The sequence below is a fragment of the Streptomyces sp. Je 1-79 genome, from assembly GCF_025195125.1.
In the GTDB taxonomy this organism is placed as follows: Bacteria; Actinomycetota; Actinomycetes; order Streptomycetales; family Streptomycetaceae; genus Streptomyces.
Map to the genome: position 1 here is coordinate 147224 of NZ_JAMGSL010000008.1, position 19242 is coordinate 166465.

Here is a 19242-nt window from a genome sequence, read left to right on the forward strand (position 1 = left end):
GGAGCGTCAGTGCGCAAGCCGGGCCAGCGCCACCGCGCCCGAGACGCCGTCCGGCACCGGGGACGGGGTGAGGCCCCACGCCCCGACCCGCTCGGCGAGGCGGGGCAGCAGCGGCCCGCCCGGGCCGATCAGACCGCCGGTGGCGACCAGCGGCTCCCCCGGTCCGGGCGTCAACGCACCGACGATGGCGGCGAGTTCGTCCGTCGCCCGGTCGAGGAGCGAGCGGGCGACCTCGTCCCCGGACCGCTCCGCGTCCACCACGAGCGGGCTGAGCGCCGCGAGCCGGACCGGATGGCCGGTGTATCCGTACCGGACGACGGCCTCCTTGCTCAGACCCCCGCACAGCTCCCCCACCGCACGGGCGAGGCTGGTGGCCGGGCCGCGGCCGTCCAGAGAGCGCAGCACCGCCCGCAGCGCCTCGCGCCCCAGCCAGAACCCGCTGCCCGCGTCGCCGAGGAGCCAGCCGTCCCCGTCCACGACCCGTACCGCCCTGCGCCGCTCCACCCGCGCGCCGGCCGCGCCCGTGCCCGCGATCAGCACGAGCCCGTCCGCCGGGGTGCCCGGGCCGGCGGCGAAGGCGATGTCCGCGTCCCCGAGGACCTCGACCCGGGCCGGTGAGGCGCCGGACCCGGCCAGGGCCTCCACGAGGGCGGCGCGGGCGTTCGCCACGCCACCGCCCGGCCCGCCGCCGGCGAAGCCGGCCACCACGGAGACGAGCGCGCCCGCCCGGCCGCGCGGCACGGCACCCCGCAGGGCGTCCGCCAGATTCCGTACGAGATCGGCGGAGGCGACACTCAGCGCGTTCCCCGGCCCGCCCGCGCCCTCCGCGAGCACGGCGCCCGTCGCCGCGTCGGCCAGCCGCGCCCTGATCCGCGTACCCCCGGCGTCGATCCCGAGCACGCACCTGTGAATCCCGGATTCGCTCATCAGCCCGCATGATGGTTGATAGATTCACCGCGCGACAAGACCCGCGCGTCTGGCAGGGCAGGAGGGAAGGCCACCGTGATCACCGCCCTGATCCGCTCCGAGCTGCCCCGCATGTCCGGTTCCCTGCGCAAGGTCGGCACCTGGGTCCTCGACGATCCGGGCCGCGTGCCCGGGGTCTCCGCCGCGGAGCTGGGACGCCGCACCGGCACGTCCCAGGCCACCGTGACCCGCTTCTGCCGTGCCCTCGGCCTCCACTCGTACCAGGAGCTGCTGCTCGCCCTCGCGCAGGAGCGGGGCGAGAGCGAACGCACCGGTGAGCAGCGGCCCCTCGGGCCGGACATCGGGCCCGACGACCCGCTCGACCAGGTCGTCGCCGCCGTCGCTCAGGCCGATCTGCACGCCCTGCGCCGGACCGCCGAGCAGCTGGACCTCGACGCGCTGGAGCGGGCCGCCCGGGCCCTGGCCGAGGCCCGCCGTATCGACGTCTACGGCGTCGGCGCCTCCGGCGTGGTGGCCCTGGAGACCGAGGCGCGGCTCTTCACCATCGGCTGCGACGCCCGCGGTTGGACGGAGGTGCACGCCGCGGAGACCTCGGCGGCGCTGCTCACCCCCGCGGACGTAGTCGTGGCGCTCTCCCACTCCGGGGCGACCCGCGAGGTGCTCTCCCCGCTGCGGCTCGCGGCCGAACGGGGCGCCCGGACGGTCGCGGTGACCGGTGACCCCCGCTCCCCCGTCGCCCGGGCCGCCTCCGTCCACCTGACGGCGACCTCGGCCGAGACCGGCTTCCGGCGCGGCGGTTTCGGGACCCGGCACTCGGTGCTGCTGATCCTGGACTGCCTCTACGCGCGCGTGGCGCAGCTGACGTACGCGCGGGCGACCGCCACGATGGCGCTCACCGCACACATTCCGGACAACCACCGCTAGGCCGACGGGGTCTGGAGGGGGCGTACGCGAACGGGCCCTGCCCACGAACCGAGTTCGCGGGCAGGGCCCGTTCGTCACACTGTCACACCACGCTCAGATCTCGCCGCGCAGTTTGGCGAGCGCCTCCGCGAGGATCGCCTCGCCGTCCGCGTCGCTGCGCCGCTCCCGTACGTACGCGAGGTGCGTCTTGTACGGCTCGGTGCGCGGCGGGTCCGGCGGGTTGTCCCGGTCCTGACCGGCCGGGAAGCCGCAACGCGGGCAGTCCCACGTCTCCGGAACCTGTGCGTCACTGGCGAAGCTCGGCTGCGTCTCGTGCCCGTTCGAGCACCAGAAGGAGATGCGGAGGCGCGGCGCCGACTCGCCCCGCTCGGCCTCCCCCATCGGCCCCGCTCCGACCCGGCTTCCCCGGATCGCGTTGCCACTTGCCACGGTCGTAACTCCCTGCGTGATGGTGCTCGAAGATGCCCCAGTCTACGTAAGGCCCAACGCGCGTCCAGTGATTGGAGTTACACGTCCAACTTCATCAGAAGCGCAAGTACGACAATGCACGCGAACCAGAGCAGACCGACCACGACGGTGATGCGGTCCAGGTTGCGCTCGGCGACCGAGGAGCCGCCGACGGACGACTGCATACCGCCACCGAACATGTCGGAGAGACCGCCGCCCTTCCCCTTGTGCATCAGCACCAGCAGCATCAGCAGGCCGCTGAAGACGATCAGGGCGATCGAGAACCCCATAACCACGGCTGGACCAACTTCCTCGGATCTCATACGGACGGGGGTCGGGCAGGTCCTGCCCGACCCCCGCAAGGGTACGACGGATCGTCGCTGCCGCCTACTCGCTGATCACATCACTGGTCGCGGAAGCGGACGATCTTGACGAACTCGTCGGAGTCCAGCGCCGCGCCGCCGACCAGGGCACCGTCGACGTCGGGCTGCGCCATGATCGCGGCCACGTTGCCGGCCTTGACCGAGCCGCCGTACTGGATGCGGACCTTGTCGGCCAGCTCCTGCGAGTACAGCTCCGCGAGACGGCCGCGGATCGCCCCGCAGACCTCCTGCGCGTCCTCGGGGGTGGCGACCTCGCCGGTGCCGATGGCCCACACCGGCTCGTAGGCGATGACAATGGACTCGGCCTGCTCGGCCGGGAGGTCCTTCAGGCCGCCGTCGAGCTGGTTCAGGGTGTGCTCGACCTGCCGGCCGGCCTTGCGGACGTCCAGGCCCTCGCCCACGCAGAGGATCGGGGTGATCCCGTGCTTGTAGGCGGCCTTGACCTTGGCGTTGCAGACCTCGTCCGTCTCGGCGTGGTACTGCCGGCGCTCGGAGTGGCCCACGGCGACGTAGGTGCACTTCAGCTTGGACAGCATGAGCCCCGAGATCTCGCCGGTGTACGCACCGGAGTCGTGCGCCGAGATGTCCTGGGCGCCGTACTTGATCTTGAGCTTGTCGCCGTCGACCAGGGTCTGGACGGACCGCAGGTCGGTGAAGGGCGGCAGGACCGCGACCTCGACGGCGTCGTGGTCCTTTTCGGTCAGCGCGAAGGCGAGCTTCTGGACATGGGCGATGGCCTCGAGGTGGTTGAGGTTCATCTTCCAGTTGCCCGCCATCAGCGGGGTGCGGGTGCTGCTCACAGGTGTTCAGTCCTCCAGTGCGGCGAGGCCGGGGAGCGTCTTGCCCTCGAGGTACTCGAGGGAGGCGCCGCCGCCGGTCGAAATGTGGCCGAAGGCATTCTCGTCGAAGCCCAGGATCCGGACGGCGGCGGCACTGTCGCCGCCGCCCACGACGGTGAAGCCGGGGCTGTCGAGCAGGGCCTGCGCGATGGCCTTGGTTCCGTTGGCGTAGTCGGGGTGCTCGAAGACACCCAGGGGGCCGTTCCAGAAGACGGTCTCGGCGTCGGCGAGCTTCGACGCGTACAGCTCACGCGTCCTCGGGCCGATGTCGAGGCCCTCCTTCGTCGACGGGATCTTGTCCGCGTCGACGGTCTCGAAGTCGGCCGGGGCCTTGGTCTTCAGGTCCGGGAACTCCGAGGAGACGAGCACGTCGACCGGGAGGACCAGCTCGACGCCGTTCTCCTCGGCACGCTTCATGTACTCCTTGACGACCTCCACCTGGTCCTTCTGGAGCAGGGAGATGCCGACCTCGTACCCCTTGGCGTAGAGGAAGGTGTACGCCATGCCGCCGCCGATCAGGAGGCGGTCGGCCTTGCCGAGCAGCTCGTCGATGACGGCGAGCTTGTCGGAGACCTTGGCGCCGCCCAGGACGACCACGTACGGACGCTTGACCTCGGCGGTCAGCTTCTTCAGGACGCCGACCTCGGTGGCGATGAGGTAGCCGGCGGCGTGCGGCAGCCGGGCCGGGAGGTCGAAGACCGAGGCGTGCTTGCGGTGCACGGCGCCGAAGCCGTCGCCGACGTAGACGTCGGCGAGGGCGGCGAGCTGGTCGGCGAACGCGCCGCGCTCGGCGTCGTCCTTGGAGGTCTCGCCGGCGTTGAAGCGGAGGTTCTCGATGACGGCCACCTGGCCGTCGGCGAGGCCCGCGACGGTCGCCCGGGCGGACTCGCCGACCGTGTCGGTCGCGAACGCCACGTCGGCGCCGAGCAGTTCACCGAGGCGCGCGGCGGCCGGGGCGAGGGAGAACGCCGGGTCCGGGGCGCCCTTCGGGCGGCCCAGGTGCGAGGCGACGACGACGCGGGCCCCGGCCGCGGCCAGCGCCTCGACCGTGGGGGCGACGGCGCGGATGCGGCCGTCGTCGGTGATGGTGGTGCCGTCCAGCGGCACGTTGAGATCGGCGCGGACGAATACGCGCTTGCCGGCGACGCCTTCGGCGAGAAGCTCGTCGATGGTCTTCATCTTCTACTGACTCCTTGGTACGCGGTGAAGCACACGAGACAGGGCTCGCACAGCGCATCATCGCGCTGTCCGAGCCCTGTACTCACATCGAGGTGCCGGTTCCGGAGGCTTTAGAGCTGGTCGCCGACGAAGACGGTGAGGTCGACGAGGCGGTTGGAGTAGCCCCACTCGTTGTCGTACCAGCCGAGGATCTTCACCGACTTGCCCTCCTGGACCATGGTCAGCGAGGAGTCGAAGGTGCACGACGCCGGGTCGCCGACGATGTCCGAGGAGACGATCGCGTCCTCGGTGTAGGAGAGGAAGCCCTTGAGGGCGCCGTCGTCGGCGGCCTTCTTGAACGCGGCGTTGACCTCGTCCTTGGTGACCTCGCGCTGCAGCTCGACGACCAGGTCGGTGGCCGAACCGGTCGGGACCGGGACGCGCATGGCGATGCCGTCCAGCTTGCCCTTGAGCTGCGGAAGGACCAGGGCGGTGGCCTTGGCGGCACCCGTCGTGGTCGGGATGATGTTCTCCGCGGCGGCGCGGGCGCGGCGCAGGTCGGAGTGCGGGAAGTCCAGGATGCGCTGGTCGTTGGTGTACGCGTGGACCGTCGTCATCAGACCCTTGACGATGCCGAAGTTCTCGTCGAGGACCTTGGCCATCGGCGCCACACAGTTGGTGGTGCAGGAGGCGTTCGAGATGACGTGGTGGTTCGCCGGCTCGTACTTGTCCTGGTTGACGCCCATGACGATGGTGATGTCCTCGTCCTTGGCCGGAGCCGAGATGAGGACCTTCTTCGCGCCACCGGCGATGTGCTTCTCGGCGTCGGCCTTCTTGGTGAAGATGCCGGTCGACTCGATGACGATGTCGACGCCCAGCTCACCCCAGGGGATGTCGGCCGGGTTGCGCTCGGAGAGCACCTTGATGGTGTGGCCGTCGACGGTGATGGTGTCGGCGGTGTGGGTGACCTCGGCCTTGAGGCGTCCCAGGATCGTGTCGTACTTCAGCAGGTGAGCAGTGGTCGCGGTGTCACCCAGGTCGTTGACAGCCACGATCTCGATGTCGGCACCCTGCTCAAGGAGCGCGCGGAAGTAGTTGCGACCGATGCGGCCAAAGCCGTTGATGCCTACGCGGATCGTCACGAACCGATCTCCTCGTTAGGTACGCCGGGTTTCGACGCCGGCGAGATTCTTTTAGGGATGTCCCCGACCGCTTACGACCCTACCTCTCTCATCGGCTCAGAGTGACATCGCGTGCGGCCGGAATGCCTCGTGAATGCACCGTGGCCCGTTATTACCGGCGGGTTCGAGCCACGGTGCCCATTTCGTCCCGATCACTGACTGTGATCAAAGGTGCGGGTGTCCGCTCAGCCGTGCAGCACGCCGAGCGCCTTGCGGATCAGTGACGTGCGCTGCGCCGCGTTCGTGACGTGTTCCAGGCCGAAACCGAGCAGAACGGTGTCACGTGTGGTGACCGCGGCCTGCGAGTGGAAGAGCCCGGCGGACCGGGTCCACTCGGTGCCGTTGCCGGGGCTGCCGGCCGGCGGCCCCGGTACGGACCAGGCGCCCAGCGAGGTCTCGAAGCCCTCGTGCCCGCCCGGCGTGCCGGCGACGACGAGCGCGGTGTCGTCGACGAAGGCACCCATCTCGCCGGTCCCCGGGTCGGAGATGTACGAGATCGACAGCTCGACCTGCCTGCCCGCGTAGGCGCTCAGGTCGACGGAGGCCTGCCGCCAGCCGTTGGAGGGGCCGGTGAAGGCGTTCCAGGAGCCGGTGGTGCCGGTGGTCGCGCAGCCGTCCTCGCCGACGGTCAGGTAGTGGCCGAGGAAGGGGTGGCCCTGGACGTAGTAGCCCTCGCCGCAGTCGGCCGGTGCGGCGGTGGAGGTGCCGCCGTTGGCGTCGGGAAGCGTGGTCCAGTCGTCCTGGCCGACGGTGTGGGCCTCGACGACGAGGTTGTCGTAGCCGGGCTCGGTGTCGTAGCTGACCTGGAAGCGCAGGCTCGGTGCGTCCGCCGCGGCGACGCCGGTGAGGTCGACGGTGCGGCTGAGGCGCGTCCAGGTGTCGTCGGCGTGCCGTACGGCGGCGAAGGACGCGCCCTCGTACGGCTCGAACGGGGTACGGACGCCGGGATAGTCGCCGGCGGAGCGGCTGCTGCCGAACTGCGGGAACCGCCGGGGCTCCAGGGTGTCCGAGGTGACGGTGTACGCACCGGCGTTGTCCAGCGGGTTCCCCGCCGCGGCGCCGAGGGTGCCGGTGGCACCGCCGAAGCCGCCGGATCCGGCGAAGGCGGGCGGGCCGTTCAGCCCGGCACGGTGGTAGGCGCCGAGGTAGTACTGGGCGAAGTCGTTGGACGTCGCCCGGCCGATGTCGACGAGGCCGCCGGACTTCTCACCGGCGTTGACCAGCTTGCCGCCCTCGCTGAGGTAGTCCCGTACGGCCAGCATGACGGGCCCCGAGGGCTCCTCCGCGCCGGTGTACCAGACGACCGTACGGAAGTGGCTCAGCACGCCGAGGGGGTCGGGCACCCCCTGCGTGGCGACGTCCCAGACGGCGGCCCCGCGGCCGTTGTCGGCGAGCGCCTTCCGGTAGACGGCGGTGTGCCGCGCGGCGGCGGTTCCTCCCTCCTCGGCGAGGACGAGCACGTCCCCGCGCGGCCGGTCGGCCACGGTGTAGGTGAAGGGGGCGGACCTGGTCGCCTTGCCCCGGTGGGTACGGGCCGTGAACCAGACCTCGACGGTGTCGCCGGGATCGGCGTCCTCCACCTCCGCCCGGTACTGGTCGAAGTAGAGGTTGTCCTCGCCGCCGTAGGTCTCACCGCCCTTCCAGGCCCGCAGCCGCTCGGAGTGCGTACGTCCGCCGTTGACGCGGTACTTCAGCTCCTTGTCGCGCAGCGACGCGCGGACCGTGACCGAGACCTCCTGGTCTCCGCCGCGGGCGTAGGAGGTGGCGAAGGTGTGCGGGGTGAAGTCGGGAGCCTCCAGGCCGGTGACGGAGACGGGCCGGTCCGGGTGGGCGGCGGTCTCGGCCACGGCGAGCGCGAAGGGGACGTTCTTGGCGAACTCCGCCTGGATCAGCTTCTCGTCGTCGGGGAAGGTGAAGACGGAGGCGCAGTCGGCGGCCTCCCAGGGGTCGTTCGGGTCGACACGGGAGGCGGTGGCACAGGTCGACATCTCGGGGGTGAACATCTGCATCCCGTTGACGTTCGCCGCGTGTCCGTCGGCCTCGCCGTTGGTGGTGTAGAGCTCGGAGGAGACCTGCGGGCGGTAGCCGGGGACGGCGGACTTCTCCGGGGTGCCGGCCAGCGACCTGAGCGCCACGTCGTCGGGGGTGTCGGTGGCGACCTGCCAGCCGACGCCGTAGAGCAGCAGCTGGGCGGCGGAGTGGTAGTTGATGCCGTACCGGAAGCCGATGCGCCTCTGGAAGGCGTCGAGCGCCTTCGTCTCGGGCTCGGACATCGGGCCGGTGCCGCGGTAGGTCTCGTCCGCCGGGTCGGGTGACGAACCCTCGTTGTCGTAGCCCCACTTGTAGGCGAAGTTACGGTTGAGGTCGACACCGTCGCCGGACTCGACGCGGCCGTCGCCGTCGTTGTCACGGAGGTTCTTGCGCCACTGGCGGTTGTCGGGGTCGGCGTGGGTGAAGTCGTAGCCGTCCGGGTTGGCGGAGAGCACGAACCAGAGCTCGGTGGTGTCGACGATCTTCGTGATCCGCGGGTCCGTGCCGTAACCGTCGAGGTAGTGGTGGAGCAGCCGGCGCGTCATCTCGGGGGTGATCCACTCCCGGGCATGCTGGTTGGACATGTACAGCGTGGCGGGCCGGGTGCCGTCCTTGGCCTTCTTGGCGCCCTTGGTGAGCTTGAGGGCGAGGATGTCCTGGCCCTTCACCGTCCTGCCGATGGAGACGACCTTGGTGAGGTCGGGGTGGGCCTGGGCGGTGGCCAGGATCTCCTGCTTGAGCCCGCCCGCGCCGCCGTACGGACGGAAGACGCCGTCCCCGGACCCGGCGACCCGCTGCTCGGCCCGGGCGGTGAGGGTGTGCTCGGCGAGCTCGACGCCCTTGCCGCGCAGCCCGGCGGCCTGCTTGTCGGTGAGGTACAGCTCCAGGGTGGCGGAGCCCTTCTCGGGCACCTGCTCCGTCAGCTCGTGGCCGTCGGTGCCGGCTTCGAGGAGCAGGGGCACCTGGTCCTTGGTGACCTTCGCGCGCCATACGGAGAGGGCGTCGCCACCGGCGTCGCCGCTCCTGCCCTGAGGTTCCGCTCCGGCGACGGGTGCCGCCGCCAGTCCCGCGATCAGCAGTGAAGCCGCGGCGAGGATCGCTCCCGCTCTGCGTCTCATAAGCCCCCCTTGCTGTTGTCTGCCACGAAAGTGAACAGACGCCAGGCTGATCACCGTTCATGATCATGTCAAGGGTGCCATGCGGGCCGAACGGGTGCTGCCGGTGCCTCAGAAAGGCACCGGCAGCGGTGGGTTGGCAGGGTTGGCCGGATCGGGTCAGCCGACGAGGCTGTCGTCCAGCTCCTCCGTCAGGTTGGACTCGGTCCCCGGGATGCCCAGGTCCTGTGCCCGCTTGTCGGCCATGGCGAGCAGACGGCGGATCCGGCCCGCGACCGCGTCCTTGGTCAGCGGCGGCTCCGCGAGCGCGCCCAGCTCCTCCAGGGAGGCCTGCTTGTGCTCCATGCGCAGCCGGCCCGCGGCGGCGAGGTGCTCGGGCACCTCCTCGCCGAGGATCTCCAGGGCGCGCTGCACGCGGGCGCCGGCGGCGACCGCCGCGCGCGCCGAGCGGCGCAGGTTGGCGTCGTCGAAGTTGGCCAGCCGGTTCGCCGTGGCCCGGACCTCGCGGCGCATCCGCCGCTCCTCCCAGGCCAGCACCGACTCGTGGGCGCCGAGCCGGGTCAGCAGGGCGCCGATGGCATCGCCGTCCCGGACGACGACCCGGTCCACGCCCCGTACCTCGCGGGCCTTCGCGGCGATGCTCAGCCGACGCGCGGCACCCACCAGGGCGAGCGCGGCCTCCGGTCCGGGGCAGGTCACCTCCAGGGAGGAGGAGCGCCCGGGCTCGGTGAGCGAGCCGTGCGCGAGGAACGCGCCGCGCCAGGCCGCCTCGGCGTCACAGGTGGCACCCGAGACGACCTGCGGGGGCAGGCCGCGGATCGGGCGGCCCCGGCCGTCGACCAGGCCGGTCTGCCGGGCCAGCTGGTCGCCGCCCGCCACCACCCGTACGACGAAGCGGGAGCCGCGCCGCAGACCGCCGGGGGCCATCACGATCAGCTCCGAGCTGTGCCCGAAGATCTCCAGGATGTCCCGCTTGAGCCGACGCGCCGCCATCGCGGTGTCCAGCTCCGCCTCGATCACGATCCGCCCGCTCACCAGGTGCAGGCCGCCGGCGAACCGCAGGATCGACGAGACCTCTGCCTTCCTGCAGCAGGTCCGGGTGACGGGGAGCCGGGAGATCTCGTCCTTCACCGCTGCCGTCATCGCCATGGGCCGATCCTTCCATGCATCCGAAAAATACGGTCGTACGCGGCGGCCAACAGCTCCGGATCATGCTTCGGGAGCCGGTCGGCACGGGCCACCGGCGCCAGCTCGACCGCCGCGCCGAGCCGCTTGGCGGCGTCGGCGAGAGACTCGCGATCGGGCACGGCGGCCTCGTCGGCCAGCACCACGTCCAGGGCGAGTTTAGGGGCGTGTCGTCCCAAAACCTCCAAATGACGCTGCGGAGAGAACCCCTCGGTTTCTCCCGGCTGCGGCGCGAGGTTGAGAGAGAGGACCTTGCGGGCCTTGGTCTCGGTGAGCGCGTCGAGCAGGTCGGGCACGAGCAGGTGCGGAATCACCGAGGAGAACCACGAGCCCGGGCCGAGCACCACCCAGTCGGCGTCCCGGACCGCGGCGACGGCCTCGGGCACGGCGGGCGGGTCGTGCGGGACGACGTGCACCGACTGCACCTCGCCCGGCGTGAGCGCCACCGTGGCCTGGCCGCGGACGGTGTCCACGTCGTCGGGGCGCTCGGGATCGTGCCCCTTGACCAGGGCCTGGAGCTCCAGCGGCACGGCGGACATCGGCAGCACCCGGCCGTGCGCGCCGAGCAGCTTGCCGACCAGGTCCAGGGCGAGGACATGGTCGCCCAGCTGCTCCCAGAGCGCGACGATCAGCAGATTGCCCACCGCGTGCTCGTGCAGATCGCCCTTGGACTGGAAGCGGTGCTGGATGACCCGGGCCCAGGTCTGCCCCCAGTCGTCGTCCCCGCACAGGGCGGCCAGCGCCTTGCGCAGGTCGCCCGGCGGCAGGACGCCCAGCTCCTCCCGGAGCCGGCCGCTGGAGCCGCCGTCGTCGGCGACGGTGACGACGGCGGTCAGATCGCCGGTGATCCGGCGCAGGGCGGCGAGGGAGGCCGACAGACCCATGCCCCCGCCCAGCGCGACGACCTTGGGCTGGGCGCCGCGCCTGCGGAGCGTACGCACCGAAAGGGTGGACGTACGCCGACGGTACGGCTTCACTCGCGCCCCATGTCCCGGTGGACGACGACGGTCTCGACCCCTTCCGCGGCGAGGCGGGCGGCGAGCTTCTCGGACGTGGCGACGGAGCGGTGCTTGCCGCCCGTGCAGCCGACGGCGATGGTCACGTACCGCTTGCCCTCGCGGCGGTAGCCCGCGGCGATCAGCTGGAGCAGCTCGGTGTAGCGGTCGAGGAACTCCTTGGCCCCCGGCTGGTTGAAGACGTAGGCCGAGACCTCCTCGTTGAGGCCGGTGAAGGGCCTCAGCTCGGGGACCCAGTGCGGGTTGGGCAGGAAGCGCATGTCGACGACGAGGTCGGCGTCGACGGGCAGTCCGTACTTGAAGCCGAAGGACATGACCGTGGCCCGCAGCTCCGGCTCCTCGTCCCCGGCGAACTGGGCGTCCATCTTGGCGCGCAGCTCGTGGACGTTGAGGCTGGAGGTGTCGATCACCAGGTCGGCGTCGCCGCGCAGCTCGCGCAGCAGGTCGCGCTCGGCGGCGATACCGTCGGTGATGCGGCCGTCACCCTGGAGCGGGTGCGGCCGGCGGACCGACTCGAAGCGCCTGACCAGGGCCTCGTCGGAGGACTCCAGGAAGACGATCCGCCGCGTGACCTGCTGGGCGTCGAGCGCGGCGAGGGACTCCCGCAGGGCGTCGAAGAACTGCCGGCCGCGGACGTCGACGACGACGGCGATCCGGGCGACGTTGCCCTGGGAACGGGCGCCGAGCTCCACCATGGTGGGGATCAGCGCGGGCGGCAGATTGTCGACGACGAACCAGCCGAGGTCCTCCAGGCACTTCGCCGCGGTGGACCGGCCGGCGCCTGACATGCCGGAGATGATCACCAGCTCGGGGATGGCCGCCGCGTCGGCGGTCTCGCCGGCCTCCTTCGTGCCCGTACTCACGTGTCCTGCTCCGTCTTCTCGGTGCTCTTCTTGCTCTGCTTGTTCTTCTTGCTCTGGTTGACGGTCATGCTCGGTCATGCCGTGGTGCCCCCGTCGTCTTCCATGATCTCTCCTGTTGCCGTATTCACGGCGGGTGCGGCCGGGACCGCCTGGGCGAGAGCCACGGCGACGGCCTCGGCCGTCTTCCTGCCCATGCCGGGCACCTCGCAGATCTGCTCGATTGTCGCTTGCCGGAGCCGCTTCACCGAGCCGAAATGCTTGATCAACGCCTGTTTGCGGGTGTCGCCGAGGCCGGGGATCGCGTCCAGCGGGCTGGTCCTGATGCGCTTGTTCCGCTTCGAGCGCTGGTAGCGGATGGCGAAGTCGTGAGCCGTGTCACGTACCCGCTGGAGGAGGTAGAGACCCTCGCTGGAGCGGGGCAGCACCACCGGGTCGTCGTCGCCGGGCAGCCAGACCTCCTCCAGCCGCTTGGCGAGACCGCAGACGGCGATGTCGTCGATGCCCAGCTCGTCCAGGGCCCGCCGGGCGGCGGCGACCTGGGGCCGCCCGCCGTCGACGACGACGAGCTGCGGCGGGTACGCGAAGCGCTTGGGGCGGCCGTCGTCCACGGGCACCTCACCGGAGCCGTTCACACCATCGGCGGCCAGGCCGTCACCGTGGGTGTCCACCGCGTCGCCGTCGGCGTCGACGGCCACGCCCTCCTGGCCCCACTCCCCCGTCTTCTCCTTCTCGACGAGATAGCGCCTGAACCGGCGGCTGATCACCTCGTGCATGGAGCGGACGTCGTCCTGCCCCTCGAAGCCCTTGATCTGGAAGCGGCGGTACTCGCTCTTGCGCGGCAGCCCGTCCTCGAAGACGACCATGGACGCCACGACGTCCTGCCCCTGGAGGTGCGAGATGTCGAAGCACTCGATCCGCAGCGGCGCGGAGTCGAGGTCCAGAGCCTCGGCGATCTCCTCCAGGGCCCGGGAGCGGGTGGTCAGATCGCTGGCGCGCTTGGTCTTGTGCAGCACGAGCGCCTGCTGGGCGTTGCGCGCGACCGTCTCCATCAGGTCCTTCTTGTCGCCGCGCTGCGGGACCCGGAGGGATACCTGCGAGCCGCGGCGGCCGCTCAGCCACTGGGTGACGGCGTCGGCGTCCTCGGGCACGGCCGGGACGAGGACCTCCTTGGGGACCGCGTCGCCGCGCTCCTCGCCGTAGAGCTGCTGGAGCGCGTGCTCGACCAGGCCGGCCGTGGAGACGGCCTCCACCTTGTCCGTGACCCAGCCGCGCTGACCGCGCACCCGGCCGCCACGGACGTGGAAGATCTGGACGGCGGCCTCCAGCTCGTCCTCGGCGAGGGCGATGAGGTCGGCGTCGGTGGCGTCGGCGAGGACGACGGCGTTCTTCTCCATGGCGCGCCGCAGCGCCCCTATGTCGTCGCGGAGCCTGGCCGCCTTCTCGTACTCCATCTCCTCGGCCGCCTCCGTCATCTGCTGCTCCAGGCGGCGGATGTACGTGCCGGTGCGGCCGGCCATGAAGTCGCAGAACTCGTCGGCCAGTTCGCGGTGCTCCTCGGGGGTGACCCGGCCCACGCAGGGCGCGGAGCACTTGCCGATGTAGCCGAGGAGGCAGGGGCGTCCGGCGGAGGCGGCGTTGCGGAAGACGCCGGCGGAGCACGTACGGACGGGGAAGACGCGGAGCATCAGGTCGACGGTCTCGCGGATGGCCCAGGCGTGGGCGTACGGACCGAAGTAGCGCACGCCCTTCTTCTTGTGGCCGCGCATGACCTGGACGCGCGGGAACTCCTCGTTCAGGGTCACCGCGAGGTAGGGATAGCTCTTGTCGTCCCGGTACTTGACGTTGAACCGGGGGTCGAACTCCTTGATCCAGGAGTACTCCAGCTGGAGCGCCTCGACCTCGGTCGAGACCACGGTCCACTCGACGGAGGCGGCGGTGGTGACCATCGTGGCCGTGCGCGGGTGCAGGCTCACGAGCGGCTGGAAGTAGTTCGCCAGCCGCTGGCGCAGGGACTTCGCCTTCCCGACGTAGATCACCCGGCGGTGCTCGTCGCGGAACTTGTAGACGCCCGGCGAGTCGGGGATCTGCCCCGGCTCGGGGCGGTAGCTGGAGGGGTCGGCCATGCTCCCCACCCTACTGGCGAGGGCCGACACTCAGGCCGGGTGCGCTCGTTGGCCGGGCATGACGACAGAGGCGACGGGACAGGCGACGGGACGGCTCGCGGGCCGGGTGTGCGTGATCACCGGGGCGGCGAGCGGAATCGGGCGGGCGACGGCGCTGCGCTTCGCCCGGGAGGGGGCGCGGGTGGTGGCCGCCGACGTGGACGCGGACCGGCTCGCGACGCTGCGCGACGCCGCGAGCACAGGCGGCGCGGAGGGCGCAGGGGGCACGGGTGGCGCGGAGGGCGCGGGCGGCGAGGTGGTGGCGGTGGTCGGCGACGTCTCGCGGGACGAGGACGCGCGGCGGATGATCGCGACGGCGGTGGACCGGTTCGGCCGGATCGACGTCCTGGTGGCGAATGCCGGGGTGATCCCGCTCTCCGACGTCACGGAGGCGACCGGGGACGACTGGGACCGGGTCATGGCCGTGGACGGCAAGGGCATGTTCCTGACCTGCAAGTACGCGATCGAGGCGATGGCCGGCCAGGAGGGCGGCGGGGCGGTCGTCTGCACCTCCTCGATCTCCGGTGTGGCGGGCCAGGCCCGCCAGGCGGTCTACGGCCCGGCGAAGTTCGTGGCGTCGGGGCTGACGAAGCACCTGGCCGTCGAGTGGGCGGAGCGCGGGATCCGGATCAACGCGGTGGCGCCGGGCACGATCGAGACGGAACGGGTCGCCGCGGCCCGTACGGAGCCGGGCGGCCCGGAGTACCTGGCGGAGATCGTCGACCTCCATCCGATGCGCCGCTTCGGCACCCCCGAGGAGGTGGCGGCGGCGATCCTCTTCCTGGCCTCGGACGAGGCGTCCTTCATCACGGGCGTGGTCCTGCCCGTGGACGGGGGATATCTGGCGCGATGAGGGGGCGGGCGGCGCGCGGGGACGCACCACCCACCCCCCCCGGGTCATCGCGGCGCGGCGCCCGCGCCCCGTGTCAGGCCGTGCGGCGGCGGCGCAGGGCCCGTGCGCCGATCAGGGCCATGGCCAGGACCGCGCCCGCGCCCGCCGTGGCGGCGGCGGCCGTGACGAGAGGCTCCTCGTGGGCCGGGGACCCGGTGTCGTAGCCGCCCGCCGCGCCCTTCCTCGCGTACGCCGACCCGGGCAGTTTCGCCCCGTACGCCTTCACGACCCGGTCCCGGTAGGCGGCCAGGCTCGTCCCGTTCCTGCCCACCGCCCGCACCGCGTCCTCGTCCAGCGGGAGCACCTTCGCGCCCTTCTGGACGTACCACGCGTCGATCTGGGGCTCGCGGAAGACGATCCCGCCGGGCAGCGCCCGCGCGCCCTGGTCCGCGTACCGGATCTCGTCGTCGCCGGTGGCGATGTTCACCACCTGCCAGTCGCCGTCCGCCCGTCGCGCGGTCCACAGGGAGGCGGTCTGCCCGTCCGATGCGACCGCCTTGCTCGCGTGGAACTCGACGCGGGCGACGGGCGCCCCCGCCTTCCCCGCCACGAACTCCGGGGACAGGACCCGTACGGGGACGGAGGCTTCCTCGATGCGGGGCCGCGCCGCCGAGCGGGCGAGGGCTCCGTCGCGGGCGAAGAACCGGGAGAGCGTGTCCAGGGTCGCGGGGGCCGACGCGGCCTTCTCCGGGGTCTGCGCGCGGGGCGGTGCCTCGGCCGCGGTGGCGGGTACGGCACCGAGGGCGACGAGCGCGGCGGCGCTCAGGAATCCGGCGCCGATGGCGCGTGCGGTGGCGTTCATCGTCGTCACGCCCCTATCCGGTAGAGCGAGTGCGTCCAGGAGAACGAGCCGTTCTCCACGTACCAGGCGTGCGAGGCCCAGTTGTACCGGTCGTTGGAGGGCCAGGGATCGCCCCAGTAGACCCAGCTGTTCGCGTCGTCGTACCCGTAGATCACATGCATGTGGCCGCCGCCGCTCGCCCACTGGATCCGCGTCTCGATCGGGCGGTCGGCGGCGATCTCGGTCTGCACCGTCGGGTAACGCAGCCAGCCCGTCACGTACGAGCCGGGGTTGACGCCCGCCCAGCGCAGACCGGTCTGCACATTGCCGAGCGTGGCCTGGTTGTTGGGGCAGTCGTACCCCTGCTGGCGGTTGAAGGCGGCGTTGCAGAACTGGTTCTGGCTGTAGTTCCTTCCGAACCACGTGGCGATCGTGTTGCCGCCGGCGGCCCAGCACCAGTTGCTCTTCTGCTGCGCCTGCATGGTGATGTTCAGCCGCTTGGACGCGAGGGTGGAGACGTCCTCGGCCGTCGGCGCGGCGGTCGCCGACGACATGGGGAGAAGGAAGAGGGCGGCAGCGGCGAGTGCCGCCGAGGACAGCTTTCTACTGCGCATCGCGTTCCTCCCGAGACGGGGGGTGTGGGGATGTGTGGGGGTGTGGGGGGTGGAGGAGCGCGTCCGGACGCTGTGCAGGAGCATCGAGCGTTGTCCGGAACTGGTCAACACGCTTCAATGCGGGGTGACGGCGGCCTGTGAACGGTGTGACTCCGGGTGTGAACGCACGCCTTCCCGTCACCTGCGGGCCCGCCCCCGGCGGCGCGGTGCCCCGCCCCCTTCGTCGTGAACGTTCACTGAGGAGTCCCCGTGGGGCACACCGAGGCCGATCTGGCGCAGTTGCTGCACACCGGACCGTTCCATCTCGCCCTGCGCACGGCCTTCGCGGTGCGCGGTCTTCCGCTCCAGCGGGTGCAGCACCATCTCGCCCACCGGGGGGTCAAGGTCGGGGTCACCAGCCTCAGTTACTGGCAGCAGGGCGCCCGCCGTCCGCAGCGGCCGGAGTCGATGAAGGCCGTCCGCGCCCTCGAGGAGGTCCTCCAGCTCCCGGGGAACTCGCTGATCCGGCTGTTGACCGAGGACAGGGCGGCGCGCGGTGAGGTGGAGCGGCCGGCCGCCCGCTCGTACCGCTCGCTGGTGGAGGCGTCGGGCGCGGTGGAGGAGCTGCTCGCCGGGCTCGAGTCACCGGTGGACGGCGGGCTGCACACCGTCGGCCACCACGAGCGGGTACGGATCGGGGCGGGGCGCGAGCTGGTGGGGCGGGACTCGCAGCACGTGGTCCGGGCGCACCGGGACGGGATCGACCGCTATCTCGCCATCCACCACGGCGATCCGGGCTGCGATCCCTCGCGGGTGGTGGTGAGGGCGACGGAGAACTGCCGGACGGGGCGGGTGCGGTGGCACGCGGAGACCGGGGTGCTCGTCGCGGAGCTGCTGTTCGACGCGCGGCTGCGGGCCGGGGAGACGTACCTCTTCGGCTACGGCTTCGAGGACGGGACCGGCGGTCCGAGCGGGGAGTACGTCCGCGGCTTCAGCTTCGCGGGCGGGCAGTACGTGCTCCAGGTGCGGTTCGACGAGGCGGCGCTGCCGGTACGGTGCCGGCGCTTCGCCCAGGTCTCGGCGGGCGCGCCGCGCGGTGGCCGGTCGGATCTGACGCTGAGCGGGCGGCACGGCACGGTGCACCTGGTGGAGCAGGGGGTACGGCCCGGGATCCTCGGGATCGACTGGGACTGGGCGTAGACGGTCGCCCGGACTCGCGCCCTGCGGCGTCCTACGCCTCCGGACCCGCCACCCGGACTCGCGCCCTGCGGCGTCCTACGCCTCCGGACCCGCCACCAGCTTGCCGCCCTCGACCCGGACAGGGACCTCGGGAAGCGGGACGGTCGCCGGGCCCTGGAGGGCCTTGCCCGTGGTCACGTCGAAGCGGCTGCCGTGGCAGGGGCAGTTGCCCTCGTTGTTCTCGATCTTGTCGAGGACACAGCCCGCGTGGGTGCACTGGGCGCTGAACGCCTTGTACTGGCCCTCGGCCGGGCAGCTCACCAGGACCCGCTGCTCGCGGTAGAGCCTGGCGCCGCCGACGGGCACGTCCTCGGGGGCGCCGAGGGTCACCGGGGCGGTCGGGGTCGGGACCTGGGCGTGCCCGAGCTTGGACTCCGTGGAGCAGGCGGCGACACCCAGCCCGGCGGCGCCGGCGAGGGCGGCGCCTTTCAGTACGGTGCGGCGGCTGGACTGGCCGGACATGGGCGCTCCACGGTGGAATCGGGGCATGGGGTGACCGAACCGACGATACCGGCGCCCGCTCACGGGCCTGCGAGGGGGCTGTCGTGGCCGGTGGGGCATGGGTTACGTTCACGGCGTGATCGTCGTCGCCGGTGAGTCCCTGATCGATCTGGTCCCCGACGGGGCCGCCGGACCGCTGCCCGCGCTGGTGCCGCGCAGGGGCGGGGGGCCGTACAACACGGCCGTGGCCCTCGGGCGCCTGGGCGCCGGGGTCGCCTTCTGCTCACGGGTCTCGACGGACGCGTTCGGCGAGGCGCTGATGGGCGGTCTGCGGGAGGCCGGGGTGGCGACCGGGCTGGTCCAGCGCGGCCCGGAGCCGACGACGCTGGCGGTCGCCTCGGTCGGCGCGGACGGCTCGGCGGAGTACGGCTTCTACGTCGAGGGCACGGCCGACCGGCTCTTCGCCCTGCCGGAGCGGTTGCCCCAGGGGGTGCGGGCGGTGGCGTTCGGCACGTGCTCGCTGGCCCTTGAGCCGGGCGCGAGCGCGTACGAGGCGCTGCTGCGGCGGGAGGCGGAGCGGGGCGTCCTGACGCTGCTCGATCCCAACATCCGCCCGGGCCTGATCCCGGACGCGGCCGCCTACCGCGAGCGCTTCGAGTCCTGGCTGCCGTACGTCTCGCTCCTGAAGCTCTCGGAGGACGACGCGGACTGGCTGGGCGGTACCCCGGCGCGGTGGCTGGAGCGGGGCCCTTCGGCGGTCGTCCTGACCCGCGGCGGGGCGGGACTGACGGTCCACACCCCGTCGTACGAGGTGTCGGTGCCGGCCGTACGCGTCGAGGTCGCGGACACGATCGGCGCGGGCGACACGGTGAACGCGGCGCTGCTGCACGGCCTGGGCGACCGCCCGGTGCAGGCCCTGGACGCCGGCGCCTGGTCCGAGCTCCTGACGTACGCGGCCCGGGCGGCGGCCCTGACCTGCACGCGCCCGGGCGCCGAACCTCCGTACGCGAGCGAGCTGACGGCCTGATCTCTGCTCCGAGGCCCTGCTTCGGCGCCTCGGAGGCG

The 19242-nt window shown here is 72.0% G+C and carries 18 protein-coding genes; 4 read left to right on the plus strand and 14 right to left on the minus strand.

Features of this window, described 5'->3' with window-relative positions:
- Positions 1 to 6: 6 nt before the first annotated feature.
- On the minus strand, positions 7 to 927 hold the full coding sequence (locus tag M5362_RS18210; RefSeq protein ID WP_260228637.1) for an N-acetylglucosamine kinase: 921 nt from the start codon (positions 925 to 927) through the stop codon (positions 7 to 9).
- A 75-nt stretch (positions 928 to 1002) separates the two neighbouring features.
- On the opposite strand from M5362_RS18210, the gene M5362_RS18215 reads away from it, so the two are divergent.
- Entirely contained in the window at positions 1003 to 1851 is an 849-nt protein-coding gene (locus M5362_RS18215) for a MurR/RpiR family transcriptional regulator (protein ID WP_260228639.1), read from the plus strand.
- Positions 1852 to 1944: 93 nt separating this feature from the next.
- Here the strand turns inward: M5362_RS18215 and M5362_RS18220 are convergent, their stop codons facing one another.
- The 10 genes from M5362_RS18220 to uvrC all read right to left on the minus strand — a co-directional run bounded on the left by M5362_RS18220 (position 1945) and on the right by uvrC (position 14192).
- Complete coding sequence (locus tag M5362_RS18220; protein ID WP_003976875.1) at positions 1945 to 2280, minus strand: RNA polymerase-binding protein RbpA; 336 nt, start codon at positions 2278 to 2280, stop codon at positions 1945 to 1947.
- A 77-nt stretch (positions 2281 to 2357) separates the two neighbouring features.
- Positions 2358 to 2588 carry a preprotein translocase subunit SecG gene (secG, locus tag M5362_RS18225; protein ID WP_260228894.1) on the minus strand — a complete coding sequence of 77 codons (231 nt, stop codon included), beginning with the start codon at positions 2586 to 2588 and terminating at the stop codon, positions 2358 to 2360.
- A 113-nt stretch (positions 2589 to 2701) separates the two neighbouring features.
- Positions 2702 to 3457, minus strand: coding sequence for a triose-phosphate isomerase (gene tpiA, locus M5362_RS18230; protein ID WP_260228895.1), 756 nt, complete (start codon positions 3455 to 3457; stop codon positions 2702 to 2704).
- A 30-nt stretch (positions 3458 to 3487) separates the two neighbouring features.
- On the minus strand, positions 3488 to 4699 hold the full coding sequence (pgk, locus tag M5362_RS18235; protein ID WP_260228640.1) for a phosphoglycerate kinase: 1212 nt from the start codon (positions 4697 to 4699) through the stop codon (positions 3488 to 3490).
- Positions 4700 to 4809: 110 nt separating this feature from the next.
- Entirely contained in the window at positions 4810 to 5820 is a 1011-nt protein-coding gene (gap, locus tag M5362_RS18240; RefSeq protein ID WP_260228641.1) for a type I glyceraldehyde-3-phosphate dehydrogenase, read from the minus strand.
- Between the two features lie 224 nt (positions 5821 to 6044).
- Positions 6045 to 9008: a M14 family metallopeptidase gene (locus tag M5362_RS18245; protein ID WP_260228642.1), complete on the minus strand. Its 2964-nt coding sequence runs from the start codon at positions 9006 to 9008 to the stop codon at positions 6045 to 6047.
- Positions 9009 to 9164: 156 nt separating this feature from the next.
- On the minus strand, positions 9165 to 10154 hold the full coding sequence (gene whiA, locus M5362_RS18250) for a DNA-binding protein WhiA (RefSeq protein WP_260228643.1): 990 nt from the start codon (positions 10152 to 10154) through the stop codon (positions 9165 to 9167).
- Positions 10145 to 11167 (minus strand): uridine diphosphate-N-acetylglucosamine-binding protein YvcK, encoded by a 1023-nt coding sequence (gene yvcK / locus M5362_RS18255; protein WP_260228644.1) that lies wholly within the window; start codon positions 11165 to 11167, stop codon positions 10145 to 10147. Before yvcK ends, whiA begins: the two co-directional genes overlap by 10 nt.
- The gene (gene rapZ / locus M5362_RS18260; protein ID WP_260228645.1) at positions 11164 to 12147 is read right to left on the minus strand and encodes an RNase adapter RapZ; all 984 of its coding nucleotides are present in this window, start codon (positions 12145 to 12147) and stop codon (positions 11164 to 11166) included. The genes yvcK and rapZ overlap by 4 nt, the downstream gene beginning before the upstream one ends.
- The gene (gene uvrC, locus M5362_RS18265) at positions 12144 to 14192 is read right to left on the minus strand and encodes an excinuclease ABC subunit UvrC (RefSeq protein ID WP_260228646.1); all 2049 of its coding nucleotides are present in this window, start codon (positions 14190 to 14192) and stop codon (positions 12144 to 12146) included. The genes rapZ and uvrC overlap by 4 nt, the downstream gene beginning before the upstream one ends.
- A 58-nt stretch (positions 14193 to 14250) precedes the next feature.
- Between uvrC and M5362_RS18270 the strand changes: the two genes are divergently transcribed.
- Positions 14251 to 15084: an SDR family NAD(P)-dependent oxidoreductase gene (locus tag M5362_RS18270; protein ID WP_260228647.1), complete on the plus strand. Its 834-nt coding sequence runs from the start codon at positions 14251 to 14253 to the stop codon at positions 15082 to 15084.
- A 73-nt stretch (positions 15085 to 15157) separates the two neighbouring features.
- Here M5362_RS18270 and M5362_RS18275 read toward each other — a convergent pair whose 3' ends face one another.
- Positions 15158 to 15925, minus strand: a complete 768-nt coding sequence (locus M5362_RS18275) for a hypothetical protein (RefSeq protein ID WP_260228896.1) — start codon at positions 15923 to 15925, stop codon at positions 15158 to 15160.
- 5 nt (positions 15926 to 15930) lie between these two features.
- A complete protein-coding gene (locus tag M5362_RS18280) occupies positions 15931 to 16518 on the minus strand; it encodes a papain-like cysteine protease family protein (RefSeq protein WP_260228648.1) in 588 nt (195 codons plus the stop codon).
- A gap of 249 nt (positions 16519 to 16767) precedes the next feature.
- Between M5362_RS18280 and M5362_RS18285 the strand changes: the two genes are divergently transcribed.
- The gene (locus tag M5362_RS18285) at positions 16768 to 17697 is read left to right on the plus strand and encodes a hypothetical protein (RefSeq protein ID WP_260228649.1); all 930 of its coding nucleotides are present in this window, start codon (positions 16768 to 16770) and stop codon (positions 17695 to 17697) included.
- 75 nt (positions 17698 to 17772) lie between these two features.
- On the opposite strand, the gene M5362_RS18290 is transcribed toward M5362_RS18285, so the two are convergent.
- Entirely contained in the window at positions 17773 to 18198 is a 426-nt protein-coding gene (locus tag M5362_RS18290; RefSeq protein WP_260228650.1) for a Rieske (2Fe-2S) protein, read from the minus strand.
- A gap of 115 nt (positions 18199 to 18313) precedes the next feature.
- Here M5362_RS18290 and M5362_RS18295 point away from each other — a divergent pair, with 115 nt between their 5' ends.
- Positions 18314 to 19204, plus strand: a complete 891-nt coding sequence (locus M5362_RS18295) for a carbohydrate kinase (RefSeq protein WP_260228651.1) — start codon at positions 18314 to 18316, stop codon at positions 19202 to 19204.
- Positions 19205 to 19242 lie beyond the last annotated feature (38 nt).